25 protein-coding genes and 1 pseudogene are annotated in these 22,645 nt (G+C 42.2%); 11 read left to right on the top strand and 15 right to left on the bottom strand.

All coding sequences use genetic code 11. The features are described 5' to 3' along the window. Positions 1-123 precede the first annotated feature (123 nt). The gene (gene purT, locus SC79_RS16495; protein WP_039075984.1) at positions 124-1,278 is read right to left on the bottom strand and encodes a phosphoribosylglycinamide formyltransferase 2; all 1,155 of its coding nucleotides are present in this window, start codon (positions 1,276-1,278) and stop codon (positions 124-126) included. A 363-nt stretch (positions 1,279-1,641) separates the two neighbouring features. Here purT and SC79_RS21410 point away from each other — a divergent pair, with 363 nt between their 5' ends. The 5 genes from SC79_RS21410 (at position 1,642) to SC79_RS21065 (ending at position 5,706) form a co-directional block, all read left to right on the top strand. Further along, positions 1,642-2,127: a T7SS effector LXG polymorphic toxin gene (locus SC79_RS21410; protein ID WP_231559204.1), complete on the top strand. Its 486-nt coding sequence runs from the start codon at positions 1,642-1,644 to the stop codon at positions 2,125-2,127. A 43-nt stretch (positions 2,128-2,170) separates the two neighbouring features. After that, on the top strand, positions 2,171-3,514 hold the full coding sequence (locus tag SC79_RS21415; RefSeq protein WP_231559205.1) for an EndoU domain-containing protein: 1,344 nt from the start codon (positions 2,171-2,173) through the stop codon (positions 3,512-3,514). 15 nt (positions 3,515-3,529) lie between these two features. Continuing rightward, positions 3,530-3,919, top strand: coding sequence for a hypothetical protein (locus tag SC79_RS16510; protein ID WP_010331441.1), 390 nt, complete (start codon positions 3,530-3,532; stop codon positions 3,917-3,919). A 388-nt stretch (positions 3,920-4,307) separates the two neighbouring features. Beyond that, positions 4,308-5,219 carry a hypothetical protein gene (locus SC79_RS16515; RefSeq protein WP_039075985.1) on the top strand — a complete coding sequence of 304 codons (912 nt, stop codon included), beginning with the start codon at positions 4,308-4,310 and terminating at the stop codon, positions 5,217-5,219. 61 nt (positions 5,220-5,280) lie between these two features. Continuing rightward, positions 5,281-5,706 (top strand): hypothetical protein, encoded by a 426-nt coding sequence (locus tag SC79_RS21065; protein WP_039075986.1) that lies wholly within the window; start codon positions 5,281-5,283, stop codon positions 5,704-5,706. A gap of 28 nt (positions 5,707-5,734) precedes the next feature. On the opposite strand, the gene SC79_RS16525 is transcribed toward SC79_RS21065, so the two are convergent. The 3 genes from SC79_RS16525 to SC79_RS16535 form a co-directional block, all read right to left on the bottom strand. Continuing rightward, entirely contained in the window at positions 5,735-6,988 is a 1,254-nt protein-coding gene (locus tag SC79_RS16525; RefSeq protein WP_039075987.1) for an MFS transporter, read from the bottom strand. Continuing rightward, positions 6,985-7,902, bottom strand: coding sequence for a bifunctional helix-turn-helix transcriptional regulator/GNAT family N-acetyltransferase (locus SC79_RS16530; protein ID WP_039075988.1), 918 nt, complete (start codon positions 7,900-7,902; stop codon positions 6,985-6,987). The genes SC79_RS16525 and SC79_RS16530 overlap by 4 nt, the downstream gene beginning before the upstream one ends. A gap of 91 nt (positions 7,903-7,993) precedes the next feature. Next, complete coding sequence (locus SC79_RS16535) at positions 7,994-8,242, bottom strand: YbeF family protein (RefSeq protein WP_039075989.1); 249 nt, start codon at positions 8,240-8,242, stop codon at positions 7,994-7,996. 294 nt (positions 8,243-8,536) lie between these two features. Between SC79_RS16535 and glpT the strand changes: the two genes are divergently transcribed. Both glpT and SC79_RS16545 read left to right on the top strand, forming a co-directional pair. Further along, on the top strand, positions 8,537-9,871 hold the full coding sequence (gene glpT / locus SC79_RS16540; protein ID WP_039075990.1) for a glycerol-3-phosphate transporter: 1,335 nt from the start codon (positions 8,537-8,539) through the stop codon (positions 9,869-9,871). Positions 9,872-9,962: 91 nt separating this feature from the next. After that, complete coding sequence (locus SC79_RS16545) at positions 9,963-10,853, top strand: glycerophosphodiester phosphodiesterase (protein ID WP_039075991.1); 891 nt, start codon at positions 9,963-9,965, stop codon at positions 10,851-10,853. A gap of 27 nt (positions 10,854-10,880) precedes the next feature. On the opposite strand, the gene SC79_RS16550 is transcribed toward SC79_RS16545, so the two are convergent. Then, the gene (locus SC79_RS16550; RefSeq protein ID WP_197057939.1) at positions 10,881-12,509 is read right to left on the bottom strand and encodes a Na/Pi cotransporter family protein; all 1,629 of its coding nucleotides are present in this window, start codon (positions 12,507-12,509) and stop codon (positions 10,881-10,883) included. 355 nt (positions 12,510-12,864) lie between these two features. On the opposite strand from SC79_RS16550, the gene SC79_RS16555 reads away from it, so the two are divergent. Next, entirely contained in the window at positions 12,865-13,125 is a 261-nt protein-coding gene (locus SC79_RS16555; protein ID WP_039075993.1) for a hypothetical protein, read from the top strand. Positions 13,126-13,164: 39 nt separating this feature from the next. Here SC79_RS16555 and SC79_RS16560 read toward each other — a convergent pair whose 3' ends face one another. Then, complete coding sequence (locus tag SC79_RS16560; RefSeq protein WP_039075994.1) at positions 13,165-14,418, bottom strand: cytochrome P450; 1,254 nt, start codon at positions 14,416-14,418, stop codon at positions 13,165-13,167. A gap of 163 nt (positions 14,419-14,581) precedes the next feature. Here SC79_RS16560 and blaOXA point away from each other — a divergent pair, with 163 nt between their 5' ends. Then, positions 14,582-15,394, top strand: a complete 813-nt coding sequence (gene blaOXA / locus SC79_RS16565; protein ID WP_039075995.1) for a class D beta-lactamase — start codon at positions 14,582-14,584, stop codon at positions 15,392-15,394. 31 nt (positions 15,395-15,425) lie between these two features. Here the strand turns inward: blaOXA and SC79_RS16570 are convergent, their stop codons facing one another. The 4 genes from SC79_RS16570 to SC79_RS16585 form a co-directional block, all read right to left on the bottom strand. Continuing rightward, the gene (locus SC79_RS16570) at positions 15,426-15,617 is read right to left on the bottom strand and encodes a YbxH family protein (protein WP_039075996.1); all 192 of its coding nucleotides are present in this window, start codon (positions 15,615-15,617) and stop codon (positions 15,426-15,428) included. 14 nt (positions 15,618-15,631) lie between these two features. Further along, a complete protein-coding gene (gene csgA, locus SC79_RS16575; RefSeq protein WP_003234887.1) occupies positions 15,632-15,880 on the bottom strand; it encodes a sigma-G-dependent sporulation-specific acid-soluble spore protein CsgA in 249 nt (82 codons plus the stop codon). 110 nt (positions 15,881-15,990) lie between these two features. Beyond that, positions 15,991-17,379 carry an amino acid permease gene (locus tag SC79_RS16580; RefSeq protein WP_039075997.1) on the bottom strand — a complete coding sequence of 463 codons (1,389 nt, stop codon included), beginning with the start codon at positions 17,377-17,379 and terminating at the stop codon, positions 15,991-15,993. A 275-nt stretch (positions 17,380-17,654) separates the two neighbouring features. Next, a complete protein-coding gene (locus SC79_RS16585; protein WP_039075998.1) occupies positions 17,655-18,839 on the bottom strand; it encodes a DUF4885 domain-containing protein in 1,185 nt (394 codons plus the stop codon). 132 nt (positions 18,840-18,971) lie between these two features. Here SC79_RS16585 and SC79_RS16590 point away from each other — a divergent pair, with 132 nt between their 5' ends. Continuing rightward, on the top strand, positions 18,972-19,829 hold the full coding sequence (locus tag SC79_RS16590) for a hypothetical protein (protein ID WP_039075999.1): 858 nt from the start codon (positions 18,972-18,974) through the stop codon (positions 19,827-19,829). A 124-nt stretch (positions 19,830-19,953) separates the two neighbouring features. Beyond that, positions 19,954-20,724 carry a serine/threonine protein kinase gene (locus tag SC79_RS16595; RefSeq protein ID WP_039076000.1) on the top strand — a complete coding sequence of 257 codons (771 nt, stop codon included), beginning with the start codon at positions 19,954-19,956 and terminating at the stop codon, positions 20,722-20,724. Here SC79_RS16595 and SC79_RS16600 read toward each other — a convergent pair. From SC79_RS16600 to SC79_RS16620, 5 genes and pseudogenes are all read right to left on the bottom strand, one after another. Further along, positions 20,709-20,969, bottom strand: a complete 261-nt coding sequence (locus SC79_RS16600) for a hypothetical protein (RefSeq protein ID WP_039076001.1) — start codon at positions 20,967-20,969, stop codon at positions 20,709-20,711. The two genes, SC79_RS16595 and SC79_RS16600, sit on opposite strands and share 16 nt — an antisense overlap. Before the next feature lie 58 nt (positions 20,970-21,027). Next, positions 21,028-21,213: pseudogene (locus tag SC79_RS16605) on the bottom strand (two-component sensor histidine kinase); the annotation flags it as partial. An 82-nt stretch (positions 21,214-21,295) separates the two neighbouring features. Further along, complete coding sequence (locus SC79_RS16610; protein ID WP_010331464.1) at positions 21,296-21,658, bottom strand: DUF2294 domain-containing protein; 363 nt, start codon at positions 21,656-21,658, stop codon at positions 21,296-21,298. A 58-nt stretch (positions 21,659-21,716) separates the two neighbouring features. Further along, positions 21,717-22,007, bottom strand: a complete 291-nt coding sequence (locus SC79_RS16615) for a DUF6407 family protein (protein WP_039076003.1) — start codon at positions 22,005-22,007, stop codon at positions 21,717-21,719. Positions 22,008-22,065: 58 nt separating this feature from the next. Further along, complete coding sequence (locus SC79_RS16620; RefSeq protein WP_039076004.1) at positions 22,066-22,590, bottom strand: carbonic anhydrase; 525 nt, start codon at positions 22,588-22,590, stop codon at positions 22,066-22,068. Positions 22,591-22,645 lie beyond the last annotated feature (55 nt).

Below are 22,645 nucleotides of genomic sequence, written 5' to 3' on the forward strand. Positions count from 1 at the left end.
TATGTGTCAACCACCCTTAACAGTGGAAGACTTTTACATTATAATCACGTTTCTGATTCTTATGATAAAACTTTTATCAGGAATGAAAAAAGGCCTTGTACCCTGACAAGGCCTGATTTCGCTCTATGTTATAGATAGCTGATCCAACGCTTTCTTTGCGTTATTTCTCGCTTTTTCAACTGTATCAGCCGCAGAAAGCGCAACTGCCATACGGCGTCCGGCTTTCGTTATCGGCTTACCAAAGACGCGAACTTGAGTTTTCGGTACTGCCAGTGCGTTTTCCAGTCCTTCAACTGTGTAATCCGCTGATTCTTCCGGTGCTTTGAGGGGCCGGCTGGCACCAGGAGAAAGCTGTGTGATTTCTGTAATCGGAAAACCGAGAATCGCCCGGACATGCAGCGCGAACTCTGACAAATTTTGCGTCACCAGCGTGACCAGGCCCGTATCATGCGGACGAGGAGAAACCTCACTGAAATACACCTTATCTTTCGCAAGGAAAAGCTCAACGCCAAACAGGCCGTATCCGCCAAGCTCATCTGTAATGGCTTTCGCAATATGCTTCGCTTCTTCCATTTGCTGCTCTGTCATATGATGCGGCTGCCATGATTCGATATAGTCTCCGTCCTTTTGCACATGTCCGATCGGCTCGCAAAATGCCGTGCCGTTTACCGCTCGTACGGTTAAGAGCGTAATTTCTGATTCGAATGGGATAAACTCCTCAACGATCACGCGCCCGTTTTTCACACGTCCGCCTTCCATGGCTGTCTCCCAGCAGCTCTCTGCATCTGCTTCAGAGCGGCATACGCTCTGGCCTTTTCCAGATGAACTCATCAATGGTTTAACGACACAAGGAAAGCCGATCTGAGCTGCCGCTTGTACAAATTCGTCATATGTATTCGCAAACTCATAGCCAGCCGTTGGAAGTTCGAGTGTTTCCGCCGCAAGCCGCCTGATCCCTTCCCGATCCATCGTTAGCTTTGCAGCACGCGCATTCGGTATGACATGAAACCCTTCCTCCTCTAGCTTCAGCAATTCATCCGTCGCGATCGCCTCAACCTCAGGCACAATCAAATCCGGCTTTTCTTTCTCAATAATGGTTCTGATCTGCTCGCGATCCAGCATATCAACGACATAACTATTGTGTGCGACCTGCATCGCCGGAGCGTGCTCATAACTGTCAACCGCCACCGTCTGCACCCCTAGACGCTGAGCTTCAATCACTACCTCTTTTCCTAACTCACCTGAACCTAACAACAAAACCTTCTTTGATTGATACATCTTTGCCCCTCCTATCTATTTCCCAACCATTATAACTGAAATATTTGAAAAATAAATTTTTATTCAAAAAGACGAAATTAGAAATCATCATGAGCTTGCAACAGAGATTTTTTCATAAGAATGCAGGTGAGCTCCACATATACCGTAGAGAATCACCTAAAATTTATTTGCACAAAACCAGTGTAGAAACCGGCATATGGGCATGACAGCTGATCCAGCAGCTTTCCCTGTCTGCGAGTAAAATGAATAAATAGAATCAGTAAAAAAGTACTGTTTTTCCTTGATTATTCAGTTTACGCTCCTTTCCTTAATTCACCATGGTACCATATTTACAGGAAAATTCAGGCGAAAGGACACAGTACATTGAAAACACTTGAAGCAAATACAATTTTAGAAGCTGCTGAAACGCGCCTTAAAGCCTATCAAACATTAAGAGAGCATATGGCTGTTCTAAAGAAACAGTTCAAAGAGATGGCAAATTTGGATGATGCTATGACAGGCAAGGGTGCTAACGCAATTAAAGCATTCTATAAGGAACAAGCGGCAGGAGCGGAACTGTGGCTGGACCTCATTGACATGAGAATTGCTTTTTTCAAAAACGTGCCAGCTGCAATTGAGGAAGCAACATTCGATGACGATGCATACGTTGAGGAATCTTATCTCGATAATGAATTGCATAACGGACTTGTCAAAGCTGATGGCATTATAGAGGCACAGCATAAAGAAATGAAATCAATCCTGAATTCAATTGATGACATTTTGCCGTTATCCCTCTTCGATCAATCTACTGTCACCGATAAACTGGATAAAGCAAATAAAAACGAAAAAAACGGTTACACACCTGCATGACCTAGATGAGAAACTAAACAGTGATTACGAGGCCTCAGAAGCTGTGGAACATGAGGTTCGGGCATTTTTCGAAGCATTGACAGGCGCCACCAGCAAAGGCGGAAGCACAAATCCAATGAACTTTAACGCAAAAGCCTTTCACGAAACAGACGCTTATCAAAACAAAGAAGATATTCACAAACAATCCCAGCAGTTCATCAAAGCAAAAAAACAGGAAGAAATCGAGTATCTTAAGAAAAAACTCCACAAAACTACTGATCCTGAGGAATACTTGAAAATTGCAGACAAGATTGGCACTGACAACCTGAACGCTGAGCAATTACAATATTATTCAAGCATTGTTCAAATGAAGGCACAGCAAGAAACAGGAAAAATGCTTGTCGAAGGCGGAAAGGGTGTAATTGTCGGGCTCTGGGATGCCGGAAAAGATATCGTCACCGGGGCATGCGACCTCGCAGTCGGCGCTTACGATCTTGCTGTATGGTCTTATAGAGCGCAGGGTAAGATGGGCATCGAGGAACAAGTCAAAGCCGGACAGGAACTCCAAAATGTGATTTATAGCGCGCCCGAGACTTTTGAATATATGGTCGATTCATTCAAAACATCTTGGAACGACAATATGGTTCATGGTGATGCATATAGCCGCTCCCATTACATCACCTACGCACTTGCTTCCCTTTTTGGAGCAAAAGGACTCGGAAAAGTGTCATCAGCAACAAAAGCCGGAAAATTCGTGACAAAGGAAACAAAAGCTTTTGTGAACGATCATAAATCTTTAGCAAAGAACATTACTGATAAAGCGAAACCTTATTTCACATTGCCAAATAACAATCATCTAAAACCTGCAATACAGGGCGCTGGGGGTTTTGAGAACCCTGTTTCGAAGCTGAAGAAGGAACTGGATAAGAAGCAAGAGAGTGTTATGCGATTTGATAGCGACCAAAATTTAAAAAGTGAACCGAGCAAGAAATTAATAGCGCAACTGAGCAACGTAGAAAATTTTAGACCTAAAGCGTTAGAACACATCTTTGAAGGCGAGGTAAACTATAGAGAAGCAGCCGTTGGATATCATTATGAGGGATTAGATGATACTGCAGGAAAAGTCATTTCAGGAACAAAATCTGACAAAAATGAACACGGTGTTTACAAAGGGAAAGTTGAAGTAAATGGAAAAAAGAAATTTAGCAACAATGGGTTTTCAACATTTTTCCCTGAAGAATGGACTCCTCAACAAGTCGTTGACTCCATAAATGAAGCATATGAAAATAAAGAATTTATTCCTGGAACAAAAAACACATATGAAGGACGGACAAAAGACAATTTAAGAATTAGAATGTTTATCGATAGCAACGGGAAAATCATTTCAAGTTTTCCGATTTATCCGTAAGCGTAGGAGGACCATATGAAATACAATTACAAATTTGACCAAGTTAGATTTAAGAACGGAAGTAAAAGCCTTGTTATCATATTACCTGAGCGTATTCAATTAGTGGCAGAATTTCTAATGTCAGATGTTCAAGGAGATCCTACCTTTGAATATGAAGTAATAGATAAAGTACTAAACGGGACAAGTGAGTACGAGGAACTAAATGGGAATGTTTGTGGATTAGAAATTAAAAAAGATAAAACTTTTATTTACGATAATCTTGCAGAATACGCAGCTGAAGATGAAGATGATCCCGAGGCATATATAAAAAGCAGAACCTGTGAAATAGAAACAAGAGAACTTAGACAATTAATTGAAATATGGGTAAATGCTCTAAAAGAGTTTAGAGAAAAAAATCCTCAGTAATTATTTTTAACACGAATCATTATTTTCCTAAATAATGATTCAAACAGTATTATTAGAGAAATATAGGCAGCCGATGATGAAACATTTGTCATTTAGTAGCAGGTGATGAAATCATCTGCTTTCCCTTTTTATCACAGGAACATCATATAAAAAATCCCCAAAAATCATACTACACGCAACCCAAGACCACCACACCGACAGGAGGCATACCACGCAAAACGAGTCTCGATATAACGAACAATTAAGTAGTAGCTCAACTTTCTGGTGTATTATTGGCCATTTTTACTTATTATACTGGCTACTTTAATACAAAACTGCATGAACATAAGTTAAAATATGCTCATGCAGTTTTTTAGTTTATTTATGATCTTTTGGAGGTTTATCAAAAATGAAGAATGATCAAATCGTTTTTGAAAAAACTAGGACCATCACTCATGATATCGATCAGATGCAAAATCAACAGGAGAAAATAGATTATCTTTTTCGCCAAGATTCTCTTACACTCAACCAGTTGAAGCAATATTATTCTGAACCCTTTCTTCCGCTTCATTTTCTAGTGAAAGTAGCAGTTTTATGCATGTTTATATCTATGACTTTAGCTTCTTTCTTTTTTATTCAAGCAAAAGAAGTCTTCATCAATCCTATATTATCAAATATTTCACCTGCAGCTTTTTCTATTTTTACAGTCATATGTATGTTTATGACTTATACCCACGTCATAAAAAGAGGATATAAAAACAAAGGAGAAGCATCCCTTATTCAACAATCTGAATTCTATGAGAAAAACAAGTTAATTCATACAATACTTTATAAAAAATATAAAGTGGATCAACAAAACATACAAGCAAATGAACCAACTGCCTCTGATAAAGAAGATTCAATGAATTTTCATGCTGTATTGAACCATGTACTTACAATTAGTAAAAATGATAAAGAGCTTTTGGCCTTCTTAGATTCAAAAGATATCGCTGTGCTAAACCAATTAAAAGCATATTTTTCTGCTCGTCCATTTTCCCTTTCACATTATATGAGTTTAATGTTTTGCGGAAGTATAATTGTCATTTATGCAACTACTCTATTTTCAGGACAAATTAATTACATTGACATACCAGATATGTTTATCTATCTTTTATTCATCATTTTTTTAAAAATCCTTATTGATTTGATTAAGCTTTTACATATTTCTAGAAAAGGACAATTACATACTGTTCTGCACTTTGTGCAGAGAGCCGAATATTTGCGAATGAAAGGAGTTATAGATTTTATTCTAACTGAAAGATATAACAAAAAAATTCTTTAGTTTTGTTTCAACTTGAATTAAGAAAAGAAATACGCAATTTTTATAATTAGAGATGTATGTATTGAATGTAGACCTACACACATATAAAGAAACCGAAACAGCAGCGAAGTTTATTGTAGAACATGCAAAAGATGATAAAGAACTTTTGATTTTCCTAAACAAACATGACTCCATCATGCTTAATCAATTAAAAGTATTCTTTAGCGAACCGCAACTCACATTCAAACACACCGTCAAAATCGTTTGTTTCGTGACATTCGTAACTTTATATATTTATTTTTTCAGCACTCGTTTTAATGAATTAATACAATTATCTGTACAAATGTTTTTTGCCTTGATCGGCCTTTTTTGGGTTTTTGTTGTTTTTCCATTCTCAAGAAAAGTTCAAATCTCTGACCGCTTTAAACAAAAATCCGAAAACGCCCGTATTGTCGGCATGATTGACTTCGTATTAGAACAAAAATACAAAAAAAGCATCTCTGAATAATGCCATCATCAGAGATGCTCCTTCTCTCTTACACCTTCTCCGCCACAGCCGCACTATCACGTATAACCGCCGCGGGCTCCCTCAGCATCACATTCATCACACTTGCCAGCACAAGCATCCCAATCGACAAATAAAAAGCCATTGTATACTCTCCCGTTACCGTATAGATGACGCCAGGGATATACGCGCCGAGTGCCGAGCCGATTTGATGGGCGAGCGACAGCCAGCCGATCATAAGGCCGATCGAGTAGTTTTGAAAGTATTGGGTGGCGAGCATTTGAGTCGGCGCTACGGTAGCGAAGTCCACTAATCCAAACAGAATTGCAAAACCTAGAAGCAAGTAGGGCTCGTGGCTGTATATGAGTATCACGATCGACAGCGCGCGCACCGCATATAAAAAGCACAGGATTTTCCGGCTGCTCCACCGGTCCGCTACCATTCCGGACAGTAAGATGCCAGCGATATTAAAGCCGGCAAGCAGACTGACAGCGGCACTTGTGACTGTCGTGGAAAAGCCATGATCGTGAGAAAATGGAATCAAATGGGTATCCATCAGTCCCACGGTCGTAAACCCGCAGATCAAAAACGGCAAAATCAAAAACCAGAATTGCCTCATCCGAAACATTCCAGTCACTGAAAGAGCAGTTGTGTTGGGCGCTGTTTCTTTTTCTGCAGCAGCCACTCCGCCTATCGGCTCTGCATTCTTTTCTGAAGGATTGTTCCGCAGCATCAGCAGTGCAGCCGGAAAAACAATCACGATTAACAGCAAGCCCAATACTACCACCGTCAGCTTCCAGCTAAACCAATGGATCAGCATGAGTGAGCCTGGAACGAGAAGCATTTGCCCCGCTCCAAAACCTGCTTCCATGATCCCAAAGGCTAGTCCCCGCTTTTTGCTGAACCAATTGACGACCAACACACTTGCTGCCACATTCGATGCTCCCCCAACTCCAAGCGAGACACCTAATCCATAAAGCAAAAACAGCTGCCAAGGCGAAGAGATAAAGCATGTTAAGAAAATGCTGATCCCTGTCAGCAGCGCACTCCATGACAAAACAGCCCGGGCACCCCATTTGTCCACAAGCCGCCCAATCACAGGCTGAGATATGCCATAGACAATAAAACTTATTGTAGAAATCAGCGAGATGGTGCCTCGATCCATTGAAAACTGCCGTTCCCATGGCTCCACAAACGCTCCAAACGACAGGCGCACCCCCTGAACGGCCAATAAGATCAAAAAGGTGACGGAAACGATGATCCACGCGTAGTGCAGTCTTTTCATGACAGCTCCAAATCCCACCGTTCTTCTGTCAGACGCTGGCCCCATAATGGCGCTTCTTCTTTCACTTCACTTACCCTAAAACCAAATTTTTCATAGAGCGGACGAGCCTCAGCCATGGTGCTCACCGTCCAAAGAAAAATGCGTTCAAACCCCATATCCCTGCAATATGCAACCAGATGCTCCAGCAATTGTGTGCCCAGCCCCCTGCCTCGAAAAGCGTCATCAACTAGGAACCACCTAAGCTGCACGGTCTTTTCATCATGTTTGACCAACCCGACAGAGCCGGCAAATTTCCCGCCGCTTTCCGCAATCCATATGGTTTCAATTTCAGCATCAAAGGTCTCATGGAGATAGGCTAAAAACGTGTCGTCCCAGCCATGGGCCTCCGCATAAAATTGTCTCTGTTTTTCGATGAGAAGCTGGAGATCATCCGAAAGAAAATAATCTCTAATCGATATGTCTGACGTTCTGGAAGAAAGCGACTGTGAGAGAATCGCTTCAATTTCTGCCATCGCCTCTGCAAGCTTCCGCTGGTCCTTTTGGTCAATTTCTTTGAGCATCCGTTCTACTTGTTCGTTCGCTTTCTCTTCCAGCTTTTTATAAATCGTTTTTCCAGTTTCCGTAACATAAATATAATGGTGGCGAGCGTCATCTTTGCTCTTTTGTTTATAGATTAACTTTTCTTTTTCAAACTGTTTCAACATCCTGCTGACATAACCCCGGTCAAGCCCTAGCTTATCCTGGAGGGTTTTGGCCGTACAATTCGGCGTATTATAGATTTCAAATAAAATCCGTGTTTCTGTTAAGGAAAACGGGCTGTCGTAAATATGCTCATTAAGGAAGCCAAGGACATTCGTATAGAATCGATTGAACTTTCTGAATTTTAATCCAACAGATGTCTCACTGGTTTTCAAAATCAATCCCCACTTTCTTATATCATTGATTAAGGCAATTATAACCAAACATAGTTGCCATAGTCAACGATATCTTAGAAAGTGGGCATTTTCATTTTTTTGATGCTTTCCTTTTCCTGACCACAATCAGTGTGATATACGATATAGCGGCTGAAATCAGAGTATAGACAACAACCCACCCCAAAAATGATGGATTAAAAACGGTAAACGTGAGCACTAGCGAAATCACCAAACTAATCATCGGCATCAGATACACGTTTTGACAAACACAAGTCCCGGCAACCGATAACACGATAATCCCTAACGGCAAAATACCGAATGCGAGTTCTAATTCATCCATCTGTAACAGCCTCCCTCCAGACTTTTATGCTGCTTGCAAAAAAACATAACCACAATAAGTAAAAGGGTAATATTCACTTTTCGAAAAATCCAGTTTTAAAATTCACCGTTTACATTCACTTCTGACTATGATAATTTAAGAAAGCGCTATCATAACAAGTTAATAGCTTGGATGGAGATGAGGAGAGCCAGGAATCTAACCCCCTTTATACAAAGGGAGTTTCTGGCTCTTTTTGTTTTTCAGAAAGGAGACACGCCACACATCCGGCACATACAGCAAAGGGGGATGATTTTGATGTTTCACATCTTTAGACCGGCTCCTCACATTGAGAGACTGGATGATTCAAAGACGGATGAGGCTTATAAACGGCTTAGGCTCCAAGTCTTCATTGGTATTTTCATCGGTTACGCGGGCTACTACCTGCTGCGGAAAAACTTTGCCTTTGCCATTCCTTATCTGCAGGAACAGGGATTTTCAAAAACGGAACTGGGCTTGGTGCTGGCCGCTGTGTCCATTGCATACGGCTTCAGCAAATTCATTATGGGAATCGTGTCTGACCGCTGTAATCCGAGATATTTCCTCGCGACAGGCCTGTTTTTATCAGCAATCGTTAATATTCTTTTCGTCTCAATGCCTTGGGTGACTTCAAGCGTTACCATCATGTTTATTTTTATGTTTATCAACGGATGGTTTCAGGGAATGGGCTGGCCGCCATGCGGCAGGACAATGGCACACTGGTTTTCTATTAGTGAACGAGGCACAAAAATGTCGATCTGGAATGTTGCCCATAACATAGGCGGCGGTATCCTCGCCCCGCTTGTCACTCTTGGCATCGCGATGTTTGTGACTTGGAAAAGCGTGTTTTTCTTCCCAGCCATCATTGCCATTATCATTTCATTTTTAATTGTTTTATTGGTTCGCGATACGCCTCAATCTTGCGGCCTCCCTCCAATTGATGAGTATCGGAATGACTACCCGACACACGCTTTTAAAAATCAGGAAAAAGAATTAACAACAAAAGAAATCCTTTTTCAATATGTGCTGAACAACAAATTTCTATGGTTCATCGCGTTTGCCAACGTATTTGTTTATTTTGTGCGATACGGCGTGGTTGACTGGGCGCCTACTTACTTAACTGAAGCCAAAGGCTTTTCTCCTGAGGACTCGCGTTGGTCGTATTTTCTGTACGAATACGCCGGCATACCGGGAACGATCCTGTGCGGTTGGATCAGTGACCGATTTTTCAGAAGCCGCCGGGCACCGGCAGGCGTTTTGTTTATGGCGGGCGTTTTCATTGCCGTATTGGTGTACTGGCTGAATCCGGCCGGCCATCCGCTCGTCGACAACATCGCCCTGATCAGCATTGGCTTCTTAATCTATGGACCGGTTATGCTGATCGGCCTGCAAGCGATTGATCTCGCGCCGAAAAAAGCAGCCGGAACCGCGGCCGGTTTGACCGGATTCTTTGGATACATCGGCGGATCTGCTTTCGCAAACGCCATTATGGGCTTTGTTGTTGACCGATATGATTGGAACGGCGGCTTTATCATGCTGGTCTCTTCCTGCATTCTCGCCATCGTCTTCTTGGCCCTGACATGGAATACAGGAAAACGGGCGGAGCACGTTTAAGAAAGAAACATAAAAGATTAATCATTTACCAATACGACGTTTACATCTGTTTTTTAATATGAAAAACAGTTATTGATAAGGAGGAGAAATCATGAGGAAAAATAGAATACTAGCCTTGGTTCTTCTGTCGCTCGGCTTACTCTCATTTATGGTAACCCCAGTGTCGGCAGCGTCAAAAGGAAACCTGCTGTCACCTGACCGTATCCTGACGGTTGCGCATAGAGGGGCTTCCGGATATGTGCCTGAACACACGATCCTGTCTTACGAAACCGCTCAGAGAATGAAAGCAGATTATATTGAATTGGATCTGCAAATGACAAAAGACGGCAAATTGATTGCCATGCACGATGAAAAACTGGACCGTACCACAAACGGAACAGGCTGGGTGAAAGACCATACGCTTGCAGACATTAAGAAACTTGACGCCGGTTCATGGTTTAATGAAGCCTATCCAGAAAAAGCAAAACCATGGTACGCCGGTCTGACAGTTCCTACATTAGACGAAGTATTAGACCGTTTTGGAAAACACGCGAACTACTACATTGAAACAAAATCGCCCGACACTTATCCAGGTATGGAAGAAAAACTGCTCGCTTCTTTGCAGAAACATAAATTACTGGGCAAACATGCTAAACGCGGCCAAGTGATCATTCAATCGTTCAGCAAAGAAAGCCTGGTAAAAGTTCATCAATTACAGCCAAACCTGCCTATCGTACAATTACTGGATGCCAAACAAATGGCGTCCATGACAGATGCTGGCCTAGAGGACATCAAAACATACGCTGTCGGTGCGGGACCGGATTATAAAGCCTTGAATCAAGAAAACGTCCGCATGATCCGCAGTCACGGCCTCCTGCTTCATCCTTACACAGTCAATATGGAAGCAGATATGCGCCGTCTGCTTGACTGGGGAGCGACAGGAGTATTCACAAATTACCCTGATGTCTTCCAGCACGTTAAAAAAGACTACAAAAAACGCTGAGAATCCTAAGATTCTCAGCGTTTTTTCTTATTGATTTTCACCAATAACTGCTTCTGCAATATTGACCGCATGATCACCGATACGCTCCAGGTTGCTGATCATATCGACAAAGACAATACCCGCTTGTCCAGTGCACAGCCCTTCATTCAGACGGATAATATGCTTTTTGCGAAGCTTCCGTTCCATTTTGTCAATCTCATCTTCTTTTTCAATAACTTGTTCAGCGATCTTCACATCATTGTGGCGCAAAGCATCCATGGACGCCTTCACAGTAGATATCGTCAAATCCATCATTTTGGTTAAATCATCCATGGCAGATTCAGTAAGAACCACACGGTGCGCCTGCTGATATTCAATCAGTTCATTCACGTTTTCGAAGTGATCCCCGATTCTCTCAATGTCTCTGACTGTATCCATCAGCATATGATGCTCTTCAGACTCGTGCTCTGAAAGAGAGCTTGAAGAAAGCTCAATCAAATAATCAGTAATTTTTCGGTCAAGATTGTTAACTGCATCCTCTAGCTGGTAGGCACTTGCCGCATATTTCGGCTGTTTTGTGACCATGAACTGTTTTGTGACTTCCAGCCCCTGTACCGCAAAGTTCCCCATTTGCAGAACTTCTTCTTTTGCTTGTCCGAGAGCAATAGATGGAGATTGCTCAATAAAAATCGGATCAAGATGCGACTTGTATTCCACCATTGAATCCTTGCCCGGAATCAGTTTTGTTACGATCAAAGCCAATATCCCCACAAAAGGAAGCTGTATGAGTGTATTGGACGTATTAAAGATTCCATGCGCAAAGGCAATCGTCATTTTAGGATCAAGCCCCATTGAAGCCTGCAACCATAAGATCAAAGAAGTAAACGGTTTGAGCAAAATCAGGAAAATCGTTGTTCCGATAAGGTTAAACAGCACATGAGTAGCCGCAGCACGTCTCGCGGCAACAGATGCCCCTAGAGACGCTAGAATCGCGGTGATCGTCGTTCCGATATTGTCCCCGAATAACACCGGAAGCGCGCCGTTAATATCAATCAGACCATCTGAAAATAATCCTTGCAGGATACCGATCGTGGCGCTGGAACTTTGTACGAGTACCGTAAACAATGTCCCAATCACAACACCTAGAACCGGGTTGGTGCTCATACTAACCGTTAAATCATGAAAGGCCTCAAGTGAACGGAGCGGTTTCATGCCGCCGCTCATTAACTCCAACCCATAAAACAGAGCCCCGAATCCAAACACAACCTGCCCAACATTTTGCACATTTTTATGTTTAAAGAAGAACAGTAAAAATCCGCCGGCGGCAATAATCGGCAAGGCATAGGCCCCTATGTCGATTCCGATAATAAATGCGGTAACCGTTGTTCCAATATTGGCCCCCATAATAACGCCGATGGCCTGGCGAAGCGTCATAAAGCCCGCACTGACAAGCCCAACGGTGATCACCGTTGTTCCGGAACTGCTCTGAATCAAAACCGTCACAATGATCCCCGCCAATACACCCATCAGCGGATTGCTTGTAAAACGGTCTAAAATATTCCTTAATCTATCTCCAGCCGATTTCTGAAGCCCCTCTCCCATGAACTTAATCCCAATCAGGAAAATACCGAGACCTCCAAGAAATTCGAACAGTAATGTTTGTAAATCAATCGCCAACATGTTCACCTCTATTTAGACATTATTCAGCAAACTCTCTTCGATTATGTTTCAAGTTCAATTGGTTGTAAATAAAACAACCGCTGAATTTACAATAACTTAACAATCAGCCTTATGGTCCTATTTCACGTTTACATTCGTGTAATATTCCGCCATGAACATGACCAATCGACTACAAAAATCTTACATATTACATGGTTTTATCATGGGCATTATTCTTTCCTTCTCCAGCTTTCCCTATACAGAAACAAGCACCCTCTTTACAGTTCTCCTAAGACAACCGGCAAGGTTTAGTGATCATGAGAACGGGAATGATATAGGAAACACTACTCTAACAATAGAAAGGAGTATCACCATGAAACAAAAGCTGTTACTTTCAGGTCTCGCTGTTTCAACTGTCGGCATCACTTCTTATCTATTAAAAGACCCGTCAAATCGCCAAAAAGCGCGAGAATTCATTCACAGCATGAAAATGAAAATGACAAAACAACCTGAAATGGAAAAATTCCCAGTCGATAAAGCTGGCCACCCGCACCCGCAAGATATTGAGGACAATAAAATGGTATCCGAAGGCTCCATGTATCCCGTCCAATATTATGATGAAAAAAAGAAGTAATTTAAAAGCTCTCTTCGATAAGGAAGAGAGCTTTTGCATTTACCCTTTCCGTCTGATTCCGCTCATCACAAATCCGCTTTCAGGCAATGATGGCATTCTGGCAAGACTGTAATGCAGCGATTGTTCCGGGACGTCGTATTCTACCTTATTCACAAGAAAATCCAGGCTTGCTTTCATGACTTCAATTGTTATCCCTTCCCCTGGACAGCGATGGCCTTTCTCCGCGTGGCCCCCGCCTTGGGGAATCAAATCAAACGGATTTTCCTCCCGCTCCTCAAATCGTTCAGGCCGAAATTCATCAGGATTGTCCCATAAGCGGGGATCGTGATTCGTTCCATATACATCAAGCAATACCGATGTACCCTTCTTAAACTGACAGTTATTCCATTCAAAATCCTTTGTAACAAGCGCCCCTAAAAACGGGCCAAATGGGTAATATCGGCGGACCTCCTGCACAAACATTTCTCTTTGCCGGCTGCTTCCAGAACGCAGCCATTCTCTATACGCAGGATTCTCATGAAGCGCCAAAGCTGAAAACACAAGAAAGTAAGAAATCGCAACAATCGGCCGCAGTACATTAATCAGCTCGATGGCGGCCATCCTTGAATCCAGCTGGCTGCCATCTTCTTGCGTGTGAAACGCCATATCATGCAGCGCTGTTCCGGCAGGTGTCTTCAATAAGCCGGCACGAACATCTTCAATCATTCTTTCAATCCACTCTTCGGCACGCGGCCTCGCTCTTCTTCCCTTCCAATGCCTCGGCCCCACGGCACCAAACGCGTCGACCATATCGATGAAATCATCCGCTCTCTCTTTCACTTCCGTTTCCTTCAGCGGAACACCTGCCCAATAGCACGCCACCCGGCACAGGATTTCTTTTGCTTCTTCAAATAACACAACCTGATCTGCCTTCTCCCATCTTGTGACGGCCGCTTCCCACTCCTCTGTCATCAGTTCAGCCAAACGCTTTTGATGCGGCGGCGTCATTAATGACAGAAAAAGCAGCTTCCGATGAAGATGAGCTTCACCATCCATTGTCTGGATCGCATTCACCCCAAACAGCGATTTCTGCACTCGTTTCGGGAGAGCACCCTGCCGCTGAAATCGCTCCGTATCATAGAATACCTTCGCGGCCTCCGCGCCGCTCATACAAATAAATGTTTTTCCAAGCAAACGTGCCTGAAACAAATCCGATTGGTAATGCTCTTTTCTATTCTTTATAAACAAATATCCTTCCCGCATCAAAGCCAGACTGTTATCGAGGCTTTTGTCATGTGGAATATGCTCATTCATCCTGCAACCCTGCCTTCCTTTTTACCCTCTTTTTTCACGTTATCACACGCAGATAAACCCAATTACAGTATTTGTTTTCAAAACCAAATTTACGCATTCTTTTAAAAGGAAGTACAAAAGAAATAGAGAAAAGATAATTGATCAAAGCAAAGGGGAGAACCAAATGAAGAAATGGACATATGTTGTGCTTGTGCTTAGTATTGCAGGTATTGCAGGTATCGCCGGCTTTTCCGTTCACACATCATCGTCTGCCCATGAAAAGCATCTGAATGTCAGCCAAATGAAAGTCGATAACGAATTCAAAGATACGGATGGAACCTTCATTTTTCACGATGTGCAAAAGGACAAGGCCTTTATATACAACAGAAAACATGCAAACAAAAGACAAACTCCGCAGTCCACCTTCAAGGTCGTAAATGCCTTAATCGGTTTGCAGGTAAAAGCTGTTCGAGATGAATACGATGTCAAACGGTGGGACGGGGTCAAGCGTGAGTTCGATTCATGGAACCGCGACCACACGCTTGGATCGGCCATGCGTGAATCGGCAATCTGGTATTATCAAGAACTGGCGAGGGATATCGGCGAAAAAAGGATGAAGGTCTGGCTTCATACTTTGTCGTACGGCAACGAGGATATCAGCGGCGGCATCGACCAATTTTGGCTGCAGAGCTCGCTTGCAATTTCTCCGCTGGAACAAGAAGCCTTTCTGAAGAAACTTTTTCATGAGACACTCCCCTTTGATCAATCAGTAATGAAAACCGTCAAGCGCATGATGATTCAAGAGGAAGGAGATCATTACACGCTCTATGGGAAAACCGGAACCCGTTTGACAGATATGAGATTAGGCTGGTTTGTTGGATTCATCAAAACAGAGCATGGTTCGTATATTCTTGTCACCAATGTCGATGATTCCGGCACAAAAGCCAAAAACATTACAGTGAATATCCTGAAAAAATACGGCCTGATCACATCCTAAATGAAAGAAGCCCTGCGAAATGGGCAGGGCTCTAAATCTCATGCTCGAAACAATAATGATTCACAAGCTCTTCAATCAAATCGTGATCTGGATATTCTCCGTTACATTCAAATTCAATTTCTTCCACAAATTCGCCGTGATGGTATACATGGATGGCTCCGTTTTGTCGGATAACACTAAACTCCGGCTGAAATGTATATCCGCTTCGTTCAATTGCTCCCATTTCTTACCCGCCTTTCAAAGCAGTAATTCATACACCTCGTTTAATTCTTTGGCCCGTTTTTGATCCTGTTCATTCTGCGCATACTTAATTTCTTTTTCTAATACATGGTTCAAAAAAGACATTTCATTGTCATCCAAATCTTTTACAAATTCCTCTTCATTCGCATAACGCTTCGCCAGCATCTTCTTGCAAATTCGCTGGCAGACTTCATTTTCAAGGTGGTTCGAAAGTGATTCACGCAAATAACCGAGTGTAACATCCATTTATGAACACCTTTCCTTCCGCTATCTTTACCCTATAGCTTGCGGAAACAGGAAAATTCCATACGCCAAAAATAAAAAAAGAGACATCCGTGAATGTCTCTTTTTCCATGTTATTCAACCGATTGATCGCTTTTTGCCAAATTGGCCTGCGAACGCTTGCCAATCCCAAACACATAATAACTAATGACCACAAGCGCTAAGAAAATCACACCTACAACCAGTGAGATACGAGTATCATCATTGAACCACATGCCGACAAGAACCATCAGCAAGAAAGCAATCGTCACATAGTTTGTGAAAGGCGCAAACGGCATTTTGAATGGATGTTTATCTAATGCAGCGCCCTTCGCTTTTCTGAATCCGATGTGGCTGATCAAGATGACAAACCAAGGAATCATACCAGGCAGCACGCTGGCGCTGTAAACATATACAAAAATCTTCGGCGGCGCGATATAGTTCAGCACAACACCAACAGCCAAACCGACCATTACAGCAATTGTGCCGTAGAGCGGTACCCCATTGCGTGAAATCTTCGTAAAGAATTTTGGTGCTTGTCCATTGACCCCCAGTGTATAAAGCATGCGTCCTGCACTGAAAATACCGCTATTACAGCCGGACATTGCCGCTGTAATCACGACAAAGTTAATAATGCCGGCAGCTGCTGTAACACCAATTTTCGCGAACGTAGACACGAACGGACTTCCAAGTGAATTGAGCTCATCCCAAGGATACACTGTCACAATCACAAAAATAGCACCAATATAGAAAATCAAAATGCGCCAAATAATACTTTGAATCGCACTTCTTAGCGTGTTTTTCGGGTCTTTTGCTTCACCGGCTGTAATCCCGATCAGCTCAACCCCTTGATAAGCCGCAATAACAAGAGAAAGCGCAAAGAAGAAGCCAGAGAAGCCGTTTGTAAAGAATCCCCCGTGGGACCACAGATTCGACAATCCGATCGGATCTCCGCCGTTGCCGAATCCGAAGAAAATAATCCCGATTCCCGCAATAATCATCAAAATAATCGTCACGATTTTAATCATCGCAAACCAAAACTCAAACTCGCCAAATGACTTAACAGAAATTAAATTCGCCGCACCGAGAATCACCATTGCCACGATACCAGGTATCCAAGCAGGCAAATCCGGGAACCAATACTTCATGTAGGAACCGACAGCGATAATTTCTGACATGCCGACGATAACCCACTGAAACCAGTTGCTCCATGCTGTCATATAACCTGCCAGCGGATGAATATAGTTATGGCCGAATGTCGCAAAAGAACCCGTGCTCGGTTCGACATACAGCATTTCACCCATCGCACGCATGATAAAAAAGATAAAAATTCCGCATATTGCATAAGCCAAAAGGACAGACGGCCCAGTCCATGAAATCGTGCTGGCAGAACCCATAAACAAGCCAACACCAATCGTGCCGCCCAAGGCGATCATCTGAATGTGACGCGCGCCTAATCCCCTCTTTAATTCTTGATTTGCCACTTCTCTTCCTCCTCTTAATAAAATTATCGAAATCTCCCTCTATAACAATCTGAAAAATCAAATGAAATATTGTTATATAATCTCTAAAATTACTTATTTCATCATAATAAATTTCTCTGGAAAACACAATTGTTTTTTTCAGGTAAACACTTTTAGTCAGAGTTTTTCATCAACACTTCATTTTAAATTTTTTATATAAATATAATGAAATTGTTTGAATTTTGTGATTCCTTATCTTTTCATAAAAAATAAGCTGTTCTCAATGAACAGCTCACCTAATAATGCACGCCAGTTTGACGTTTTATTGTTTCAAGCCACTCGGTATCTCCGGTGCCATAGCTCTTGCCTTGCCCCACATCTCTCAAAGATCCATTGCTGTAATCAATTGAGAGAATGAAATCCGGAATGGCATCATACCCGGCTTTCACCAGTTTACTAAGCGCCAAACGATAGTGGGATATAGCATAGGGAGCCGTTTGTTTTTGGACAGGATCTTTTTCAAGCTCTTCTTTATAAACGTCTATTACGTCACGTCCATCAGGTGTTATGTACCGCCCGTCCATCACTTCTAAATCCTTCAACTGATAGCCTGTGACATCGTACATCTCACGAGCAGCTTGATACTTTTGATATGCCTCTTGGGAATATTGTGTCGAATCAGCGCTTAGGCTTTTCATGATATGTAAAAATAGCTCTTTGCTGTTGTCTCCAGATTGCAGCACTTGCTCAATTTGCTCAATCAGTGCCTCATCGTCTGTCCCGCTCACCTGTACCTTATAGTCAATCGGCGTAATCGTAAACGTAAGCTCCGTCCCCTGTGGAATGTGAATATCATTTCGGTTCAACAGCACTTGCAGCTGCTGGTTCACCTGGCTTCGCTGATACACCTTTGCATTCTCATCCTCCACTTCTCCATGAAACGTGACATGGCGAAATGCGGCATCCTGCAAGTTATAGTTTTGCGCCTTCCCTTTGAATAGCCATTCTGTTTCATTATCATAAGCAGCCTGTCTTTCCGCAGCAGACAGATCACTTCTGAAATAAGGAGACTTTGCATTTTGGTACTTATCCTTTATATAGCCTAATGGATCAGACTTCGTTTTGTTAATCGCATTGATCCTGCTGTATTTTTCATCTAGTATCTTGATTCTGACATCACTCTCAGACTCATAGGGGTTATTGGATTGAATCACTGTTTCCTCCCCTGTGTCCCTCACTGTTCGTTCATTCGCTGATCGATACACTTTGCTGAAAGTCCCGCTGTTTCCCGCCACACTGGTTTTCGAATAATTAATCTGATTAATCCCCTCATCATAAGACCGTGACTCGAGCTTGCTGTATGCCTTCTCCAGCACCGCTGCTGTTTTTTCAGATGCATTCTTGTGTGTACCAGCCACATTCCTATTCAATATGTTCTGTGCCATCAGCTGTGTGCGGATAAATTGCCGATTCAGACGCATTGGATTCCCTCCTGAACAATTTTCTCTTACTCTTTTTTATCGGCAAATCCAATGTATATATTAACCTATAAAAACATTTATTTACACAGGGGACATTATTATGTATGATGGAAATAAAAGGAGGTTGTTTGTATGACAAAAAAATGGCTTATCTCATTCGCGTTGATACTGTCTGTCTTATTCACCTTTACTTATTCGGCATCAGCCGCCGGGGTTACTGCGATTACAGGAAACAATTCATTCGATACCGCCGCGCCAATCGGTTATTGGAAATATAAGAATATCGATACAACGATTTTGGAAGCTGGGCAGGATGAAGCCTATTTCACGTTTACAGCTAATAAGGGAGAAAAAGTCTATGTGAGAAGTACATATCAAAGCGCGTACACAGGGATGAAAATTGAAATTTACGATAGAAACAGAGTACCTGTTTCACAAGGCACAGAAGTCATTAATCCTAATACGTACTCTTCTTTTATTTATGCCAATGCTGACGCCCAAAACACGACGGATACCTTCTATGTAAAAGTGTCACGCGGCTCCTATACTGGGAACATGTATTTCACACTTTCAATTGAAAATCGAATCAAATCCGGCAGCGGAACGTTCCCATTCAGCGGCGTTGCTGAAAATAAAGGAAACACTGCCCTTAGCCCCTCAGGTTCTGACTCCAGCGTGATCAAGGTTGATTTAACAAACCAAGCCGGAATACCACGCGATGCCATTGTCACTAGAGTACAAACAACCGCCACTCAAACACCAAGCCAGGGAAATACACGCCATCTGATCATGACAAGCGAAAACAACGAATGGCGCCGTGCTCTTGTAAACAGCTCGACGTCAGGGTCTTATGATATATCATTGTCAGATCAACTCAGTGTCGCAAAAGTATGGAGTTTTAAATATAATACATTAGCGACAGCCAGATCGACGATGAGTAATGTCAAAGCAAAAATAGATTATGAATACGATGTCACAAAGCAGTTTTAATTCATAATGAGCTGGTTCAAATTCCTTGAGCCGGCTCTTTTTCATGCTGAGCTCCCACCTGACTTAGCCTGGAATGCCATTGTTTTGATAAACTATAATCAGTACAACCAAGGGAAGTGCAGACATGGCTTTGAAACAGATAAAAAAACTGTTATTTGACCGCCCTCTAAAGGACGGCGTGATCCTGAACAACCAATACAAAATCGAAGAATGCCTCGGCATGGGCGGGTATGGCTTGGTTTATTTGTGCACCGATGTCCGTACGCAAACACCTTATGTCTTAAAACAGCTGCGGCAGACAAAAGCGAAAAAGGAAAAAGAAAGAGTCCGGTTCCAGCAGGAAATGAAGCTGCTCAAAAGCATTCACCACCCGCACATACCAGCCTTCATGGAAGATTTCATCATAGACGGACAGGCTTATTATGTCATGCAGTTCATCGAGGGAGAGAATATAGAAGAGTTATTATTTTTTCAAAAACAGCCGTTTACAGAGCTCATGGCGTTACAACTGTTTTCGCAGCTGCTTGAGATTGTAGAATACTTGCATGCGCGCCAGATTTTTCACAGTGACATCAGAACGCCTAATATCATCATCAATCAAGGCAAGCTCAGCCTCATCGATTTCGGCCTTGCAAAGCAATTGACTCCCGAAGAAACGGAGGAGGCACAGGTGAGAAAACAGGATGACTTCTTCGATCTAGGAGAAACACTATTGTTCCTGCTGTACTCTCAATATAAAGGAAAAAAGAAGAAAAACGGCACTTGGCTGGAGGAACTAACACTGACAAAAGAAGTAACCTTGCTGCTGAAAAAATTATTGGGCATTGATGAAGAGTACCAGCACACCGCTCTCATTCGCGAAGACCTAAACCGCGCCATTCAATCGGTCTCATAAAAAAACCCTTGTCCCAAGACGGAACAAGAACTTTTTTGATTAACTGCTGCTGTAGCTCCGGCGCTTGTAGCGATGACTGCCGCCATATCGGTCGTAGTGCCTTCTTTTGCCTGAGCTGCTGCTGTAGCTGCGGTGATATCTGCGCCGGCTGCTGCTGTAATGCCGATGTCTGCGATAGCGATCACTCGAGCTGCTTGAGAGACGCTTGATCGTTTTAATGATTTTTTTAAACATATGCTGATCACCCCTTTTCTTTCCTCCTATTATATATAGTTAATGGAAGAAAGAAAAACATCAGCGGGGTCACTCTTTTGAAAACAAGAATCCCGTTCCATTCTCATTTGTCTGCAGCTCATAAGTCATGGCGAGCAGCCTGCATATATCCTCAATAATCTTTAACCCAAGCCCCTCACTGTTCTCATTCTGATCAAATCCAATACCATCATCGCGAATAGAAACAGTGCCATTTCCAATCATGAATTCCATTTTTTAGCTTTTGAATGCTAAAAACCCCTTTGGCTATCCATAACCAAAGGGGCAATAGTTAATAGAACCTTTCCATTTCTATATCTTACAGACTTTTCTCTAGATCATTACATAATTTAAACACCATCACCCGTTCACCTGTCCGAGAGCTTAAATCAGTATGAAAGCTTTTCACTTCTTCTCCGGTTATCGTGAGGATAATATCCTTAAGGCCTTCTACCCCAGACTCAACTAACTCCGAACGAGTTTGTTTGATAGATAACAGCCCCTCTTTTGATTCACAAACTGCATATTCAGCTGGTGTTAAAATTCCTTTTAAATTAACAATGATCATGTCACGCAAGATATCAGTCTTAACAGATACAGACCCTCGCCCAAGATAATCCTTTTCCCATTGAGTAATGGACTTACTGATCTCTGATTCAAAAGAACCTTTCGATTTTTTCATATATAAAACCTCTCCTGAGCAACAAAAATTGCATATTCTATTTTGTGATTTCGTCTCATTAATATTCTCTTACAACATATCCTTCATATACATCTTCAATACCCAAATCAGTTTTTCCGTTCCTTGTGACCACTACCATTTTGGATAACATATTTTCTTCCATCATGGAGTGTATATGCAAAAATCGAATGCTTCCTAAATGGGTTTCCTCAACCTCTTCATAAGATTGCATATGATAATAATCAATTGCTTTTCTTATTATTTTTTTCATACATTCCATATTTTCACGATCAAACGGACCCATTTCCTCTATTGTTTTGGTTACAAAATCAGTTACATTCGAGGCCATACGTTCTCCTTAAAACTATTTTTTTCATATATGAGTACTGAGAAGTTAACCCTTCCATTTATCGTGACAAGCAATGATCAGGGTATACTTGATCTGTTTTGGTCGCAGAAACATCCACAATTGAAGCTGTTCCATCCTTTGGATTCACGATTAAACCTCTCACTTTCACATAGGATGGCACTAGTGGATGTTGGCGAATGATTTCAACACTTTTTTCAATAGTGTCACTGCTATTTCCATCTAGCCATTCATCAACCGTTCCACCTAAAAATTCAGGCCTGCAATGTTGAAAAAGATAATCCAACGTTTTTATTTTATCTTTCATTGTTTCAAGTTGAGTTAGTCCATTGCCTAAGGATGTTCTCTTATCTTTTGTTCCTACAACAAAAATCTCTTCAATATTTTCCTGATAAATGGCAATGATAACAGACCTCATGATTTCTCCATAAGGATGTGAGATAGCGGCACCGTAGCTTTGTAGAGTCAGCATATTTTCTGCTGAAGTGTTCGTCGCTTCTTGTAGAATAGGCTCTAAGCCGTTTTCAATGTCTGTCAAACATAATACTTTTTTATTTACATTCATACAGCACACCTCTTCTATATGTTTATCATGTTTATATTGAGCCCCAAATCCTTCT

It is taken from the genome of Bacillus sp. MSP13 (genome assembly GCF_000815295.1).
Classification (GTDB): domain Bacteria; phylum Bacillota; class Bacilli; order Bacillales; family Bacillaceae; genus Bacillus; species Bacillus vallismortis.

What these genes read in the sequence shown, in the direction of transcription:
- SC79_RS16510 (WP_010331441.1), top strand. Translation starts at nt 3,530, where the DNA reads ATGAAATACAATTACAAATTTGACCAAGTTAGATTTAAGAACGGAAGT.
- SC79_RS16590 (WP_039075999.1), top strand. Translation starts at nt 18,972, where the DNA reads ATGACAAAAAAATGGCTTATCTCATTCGCGTTGATACTGTCTGTCTTA.
- SC79_RS16545 (WP_039075991.1), top strand. Translation starts at nt 9,963, where the DNA reads ATGAGGAAAAATAGAATACTAGCCTTGGTTCTTCTGTCGCTCGGCTTA.
- SC79_RS16570 (WP_039075996.1), bottom strand. Translation starts at nt 15,617, where the DNA reads ATGGGAGCAATTGAACGAAGCGGATATACATTTCAGCCGGAGTTTAGT.
- SC79_RS16615 (WP_039076003.1), bottom strand. Translation starts at nt 22,007, where the DNA reads ATGGCCTCGAATGTAACTGATTTTGTAACCAAAACAATAGAGGAAATG.
- SC79_RS16595 (WP_039076000.1), top strand. Translation starts at nt 19,954, where the DNA reads ATGGCTTTGAAACAGATAAAAAAACTGTTATTTGACCGCCCTCTAAAG.
- SC79_RS16610 (WP_010331464.1), bottom strand. Translation starts at nt 21,658, where the DNA reads ATGAAAAAATCGAAAGGTTCTTTTGAATCAGAGATCAGTAAGTCCATT.
- SC79_RS16535 (WP_039075989.1), bottom strand. Translation starts at nt 8,242, where the DNA reads ATGGATGAATTAGAACTCGCATTCGGTATTTTGCCGTTAGGGATTATC.
- SC79_RS16585 (WP_039075998.1), bottom strand. Translation starts at nt 18,839, where the DNA reads ATGCGTCTGAATCGGCAATTTATCCGCACACAGCTGATGGCACAGAAC.
- SC79_RS16560 (WP_039075994.1), bottom strand. Translation starts at nt 14,418, where the DNA reads ATGAATGAGCATATTCCACATGACAAAAGCCTCGATAACAGTCTGGCT.
- glpT (WP_039075990.1), top strand. Translation starts at nt 8,537, where the DNA reads ATGTTTCACATCTTTAGACCGGCTCCTCACATTGAGAGACTGGATGAT.
- SC79_RS16515 (WP_039075985.1), top strand. Translation starts at nt 4,308, where the DNA reads ATGAAGAATGATCAAATCGTTTTTGAAAAAACTAGGACCATCACTCAT.
- SC79_RS16620 (WP_039076004.1), bottom strand. Translation starts at nt 22,590, where the DNA reads ATGAATGTAAATAAAAAAGTATTATGTTTGACAGACATTGAAAACGGC.
- blaOXA (WP_039075995.1), top strand. Translation starts at nt 14,582, where the DNA reads ATGAAGAAATGGACATATGTTGTGCTTGTGCTTAGTATTGCAGGTATT.
- SC79_RS16555 (WP_039075993.1), top strand. Translation starts at nt 12,865, where the DNA reads ATGAAACAAAAGCTGTTACTTTCAGGTCTCGCTGTTTCAACTGTCGGC.
- csgA (WP_003234887.1), bottom strand. Translation starts at nt 15,880, where the DNA reads ATGGATGTTACACTCGGTTATTTGCGTGAATCACTTTCGAACCACCTT.
- purT (WP_039075984.1), bottom strand. Translation starts at nt 1,278, where the DNA reads ATGTATCAATCAAAGAAGGTTTTGTTGTTAGGTTCAGGTGAGTTAGGA.
- SC79_RS16525 (WP_039075987.1), bottom strand. Translation starts at nt 6,988, where the DNA reads ATGAAAAGACTGCACTACGCGTGGATCATCGTTTCCGTCACCTTTTTG.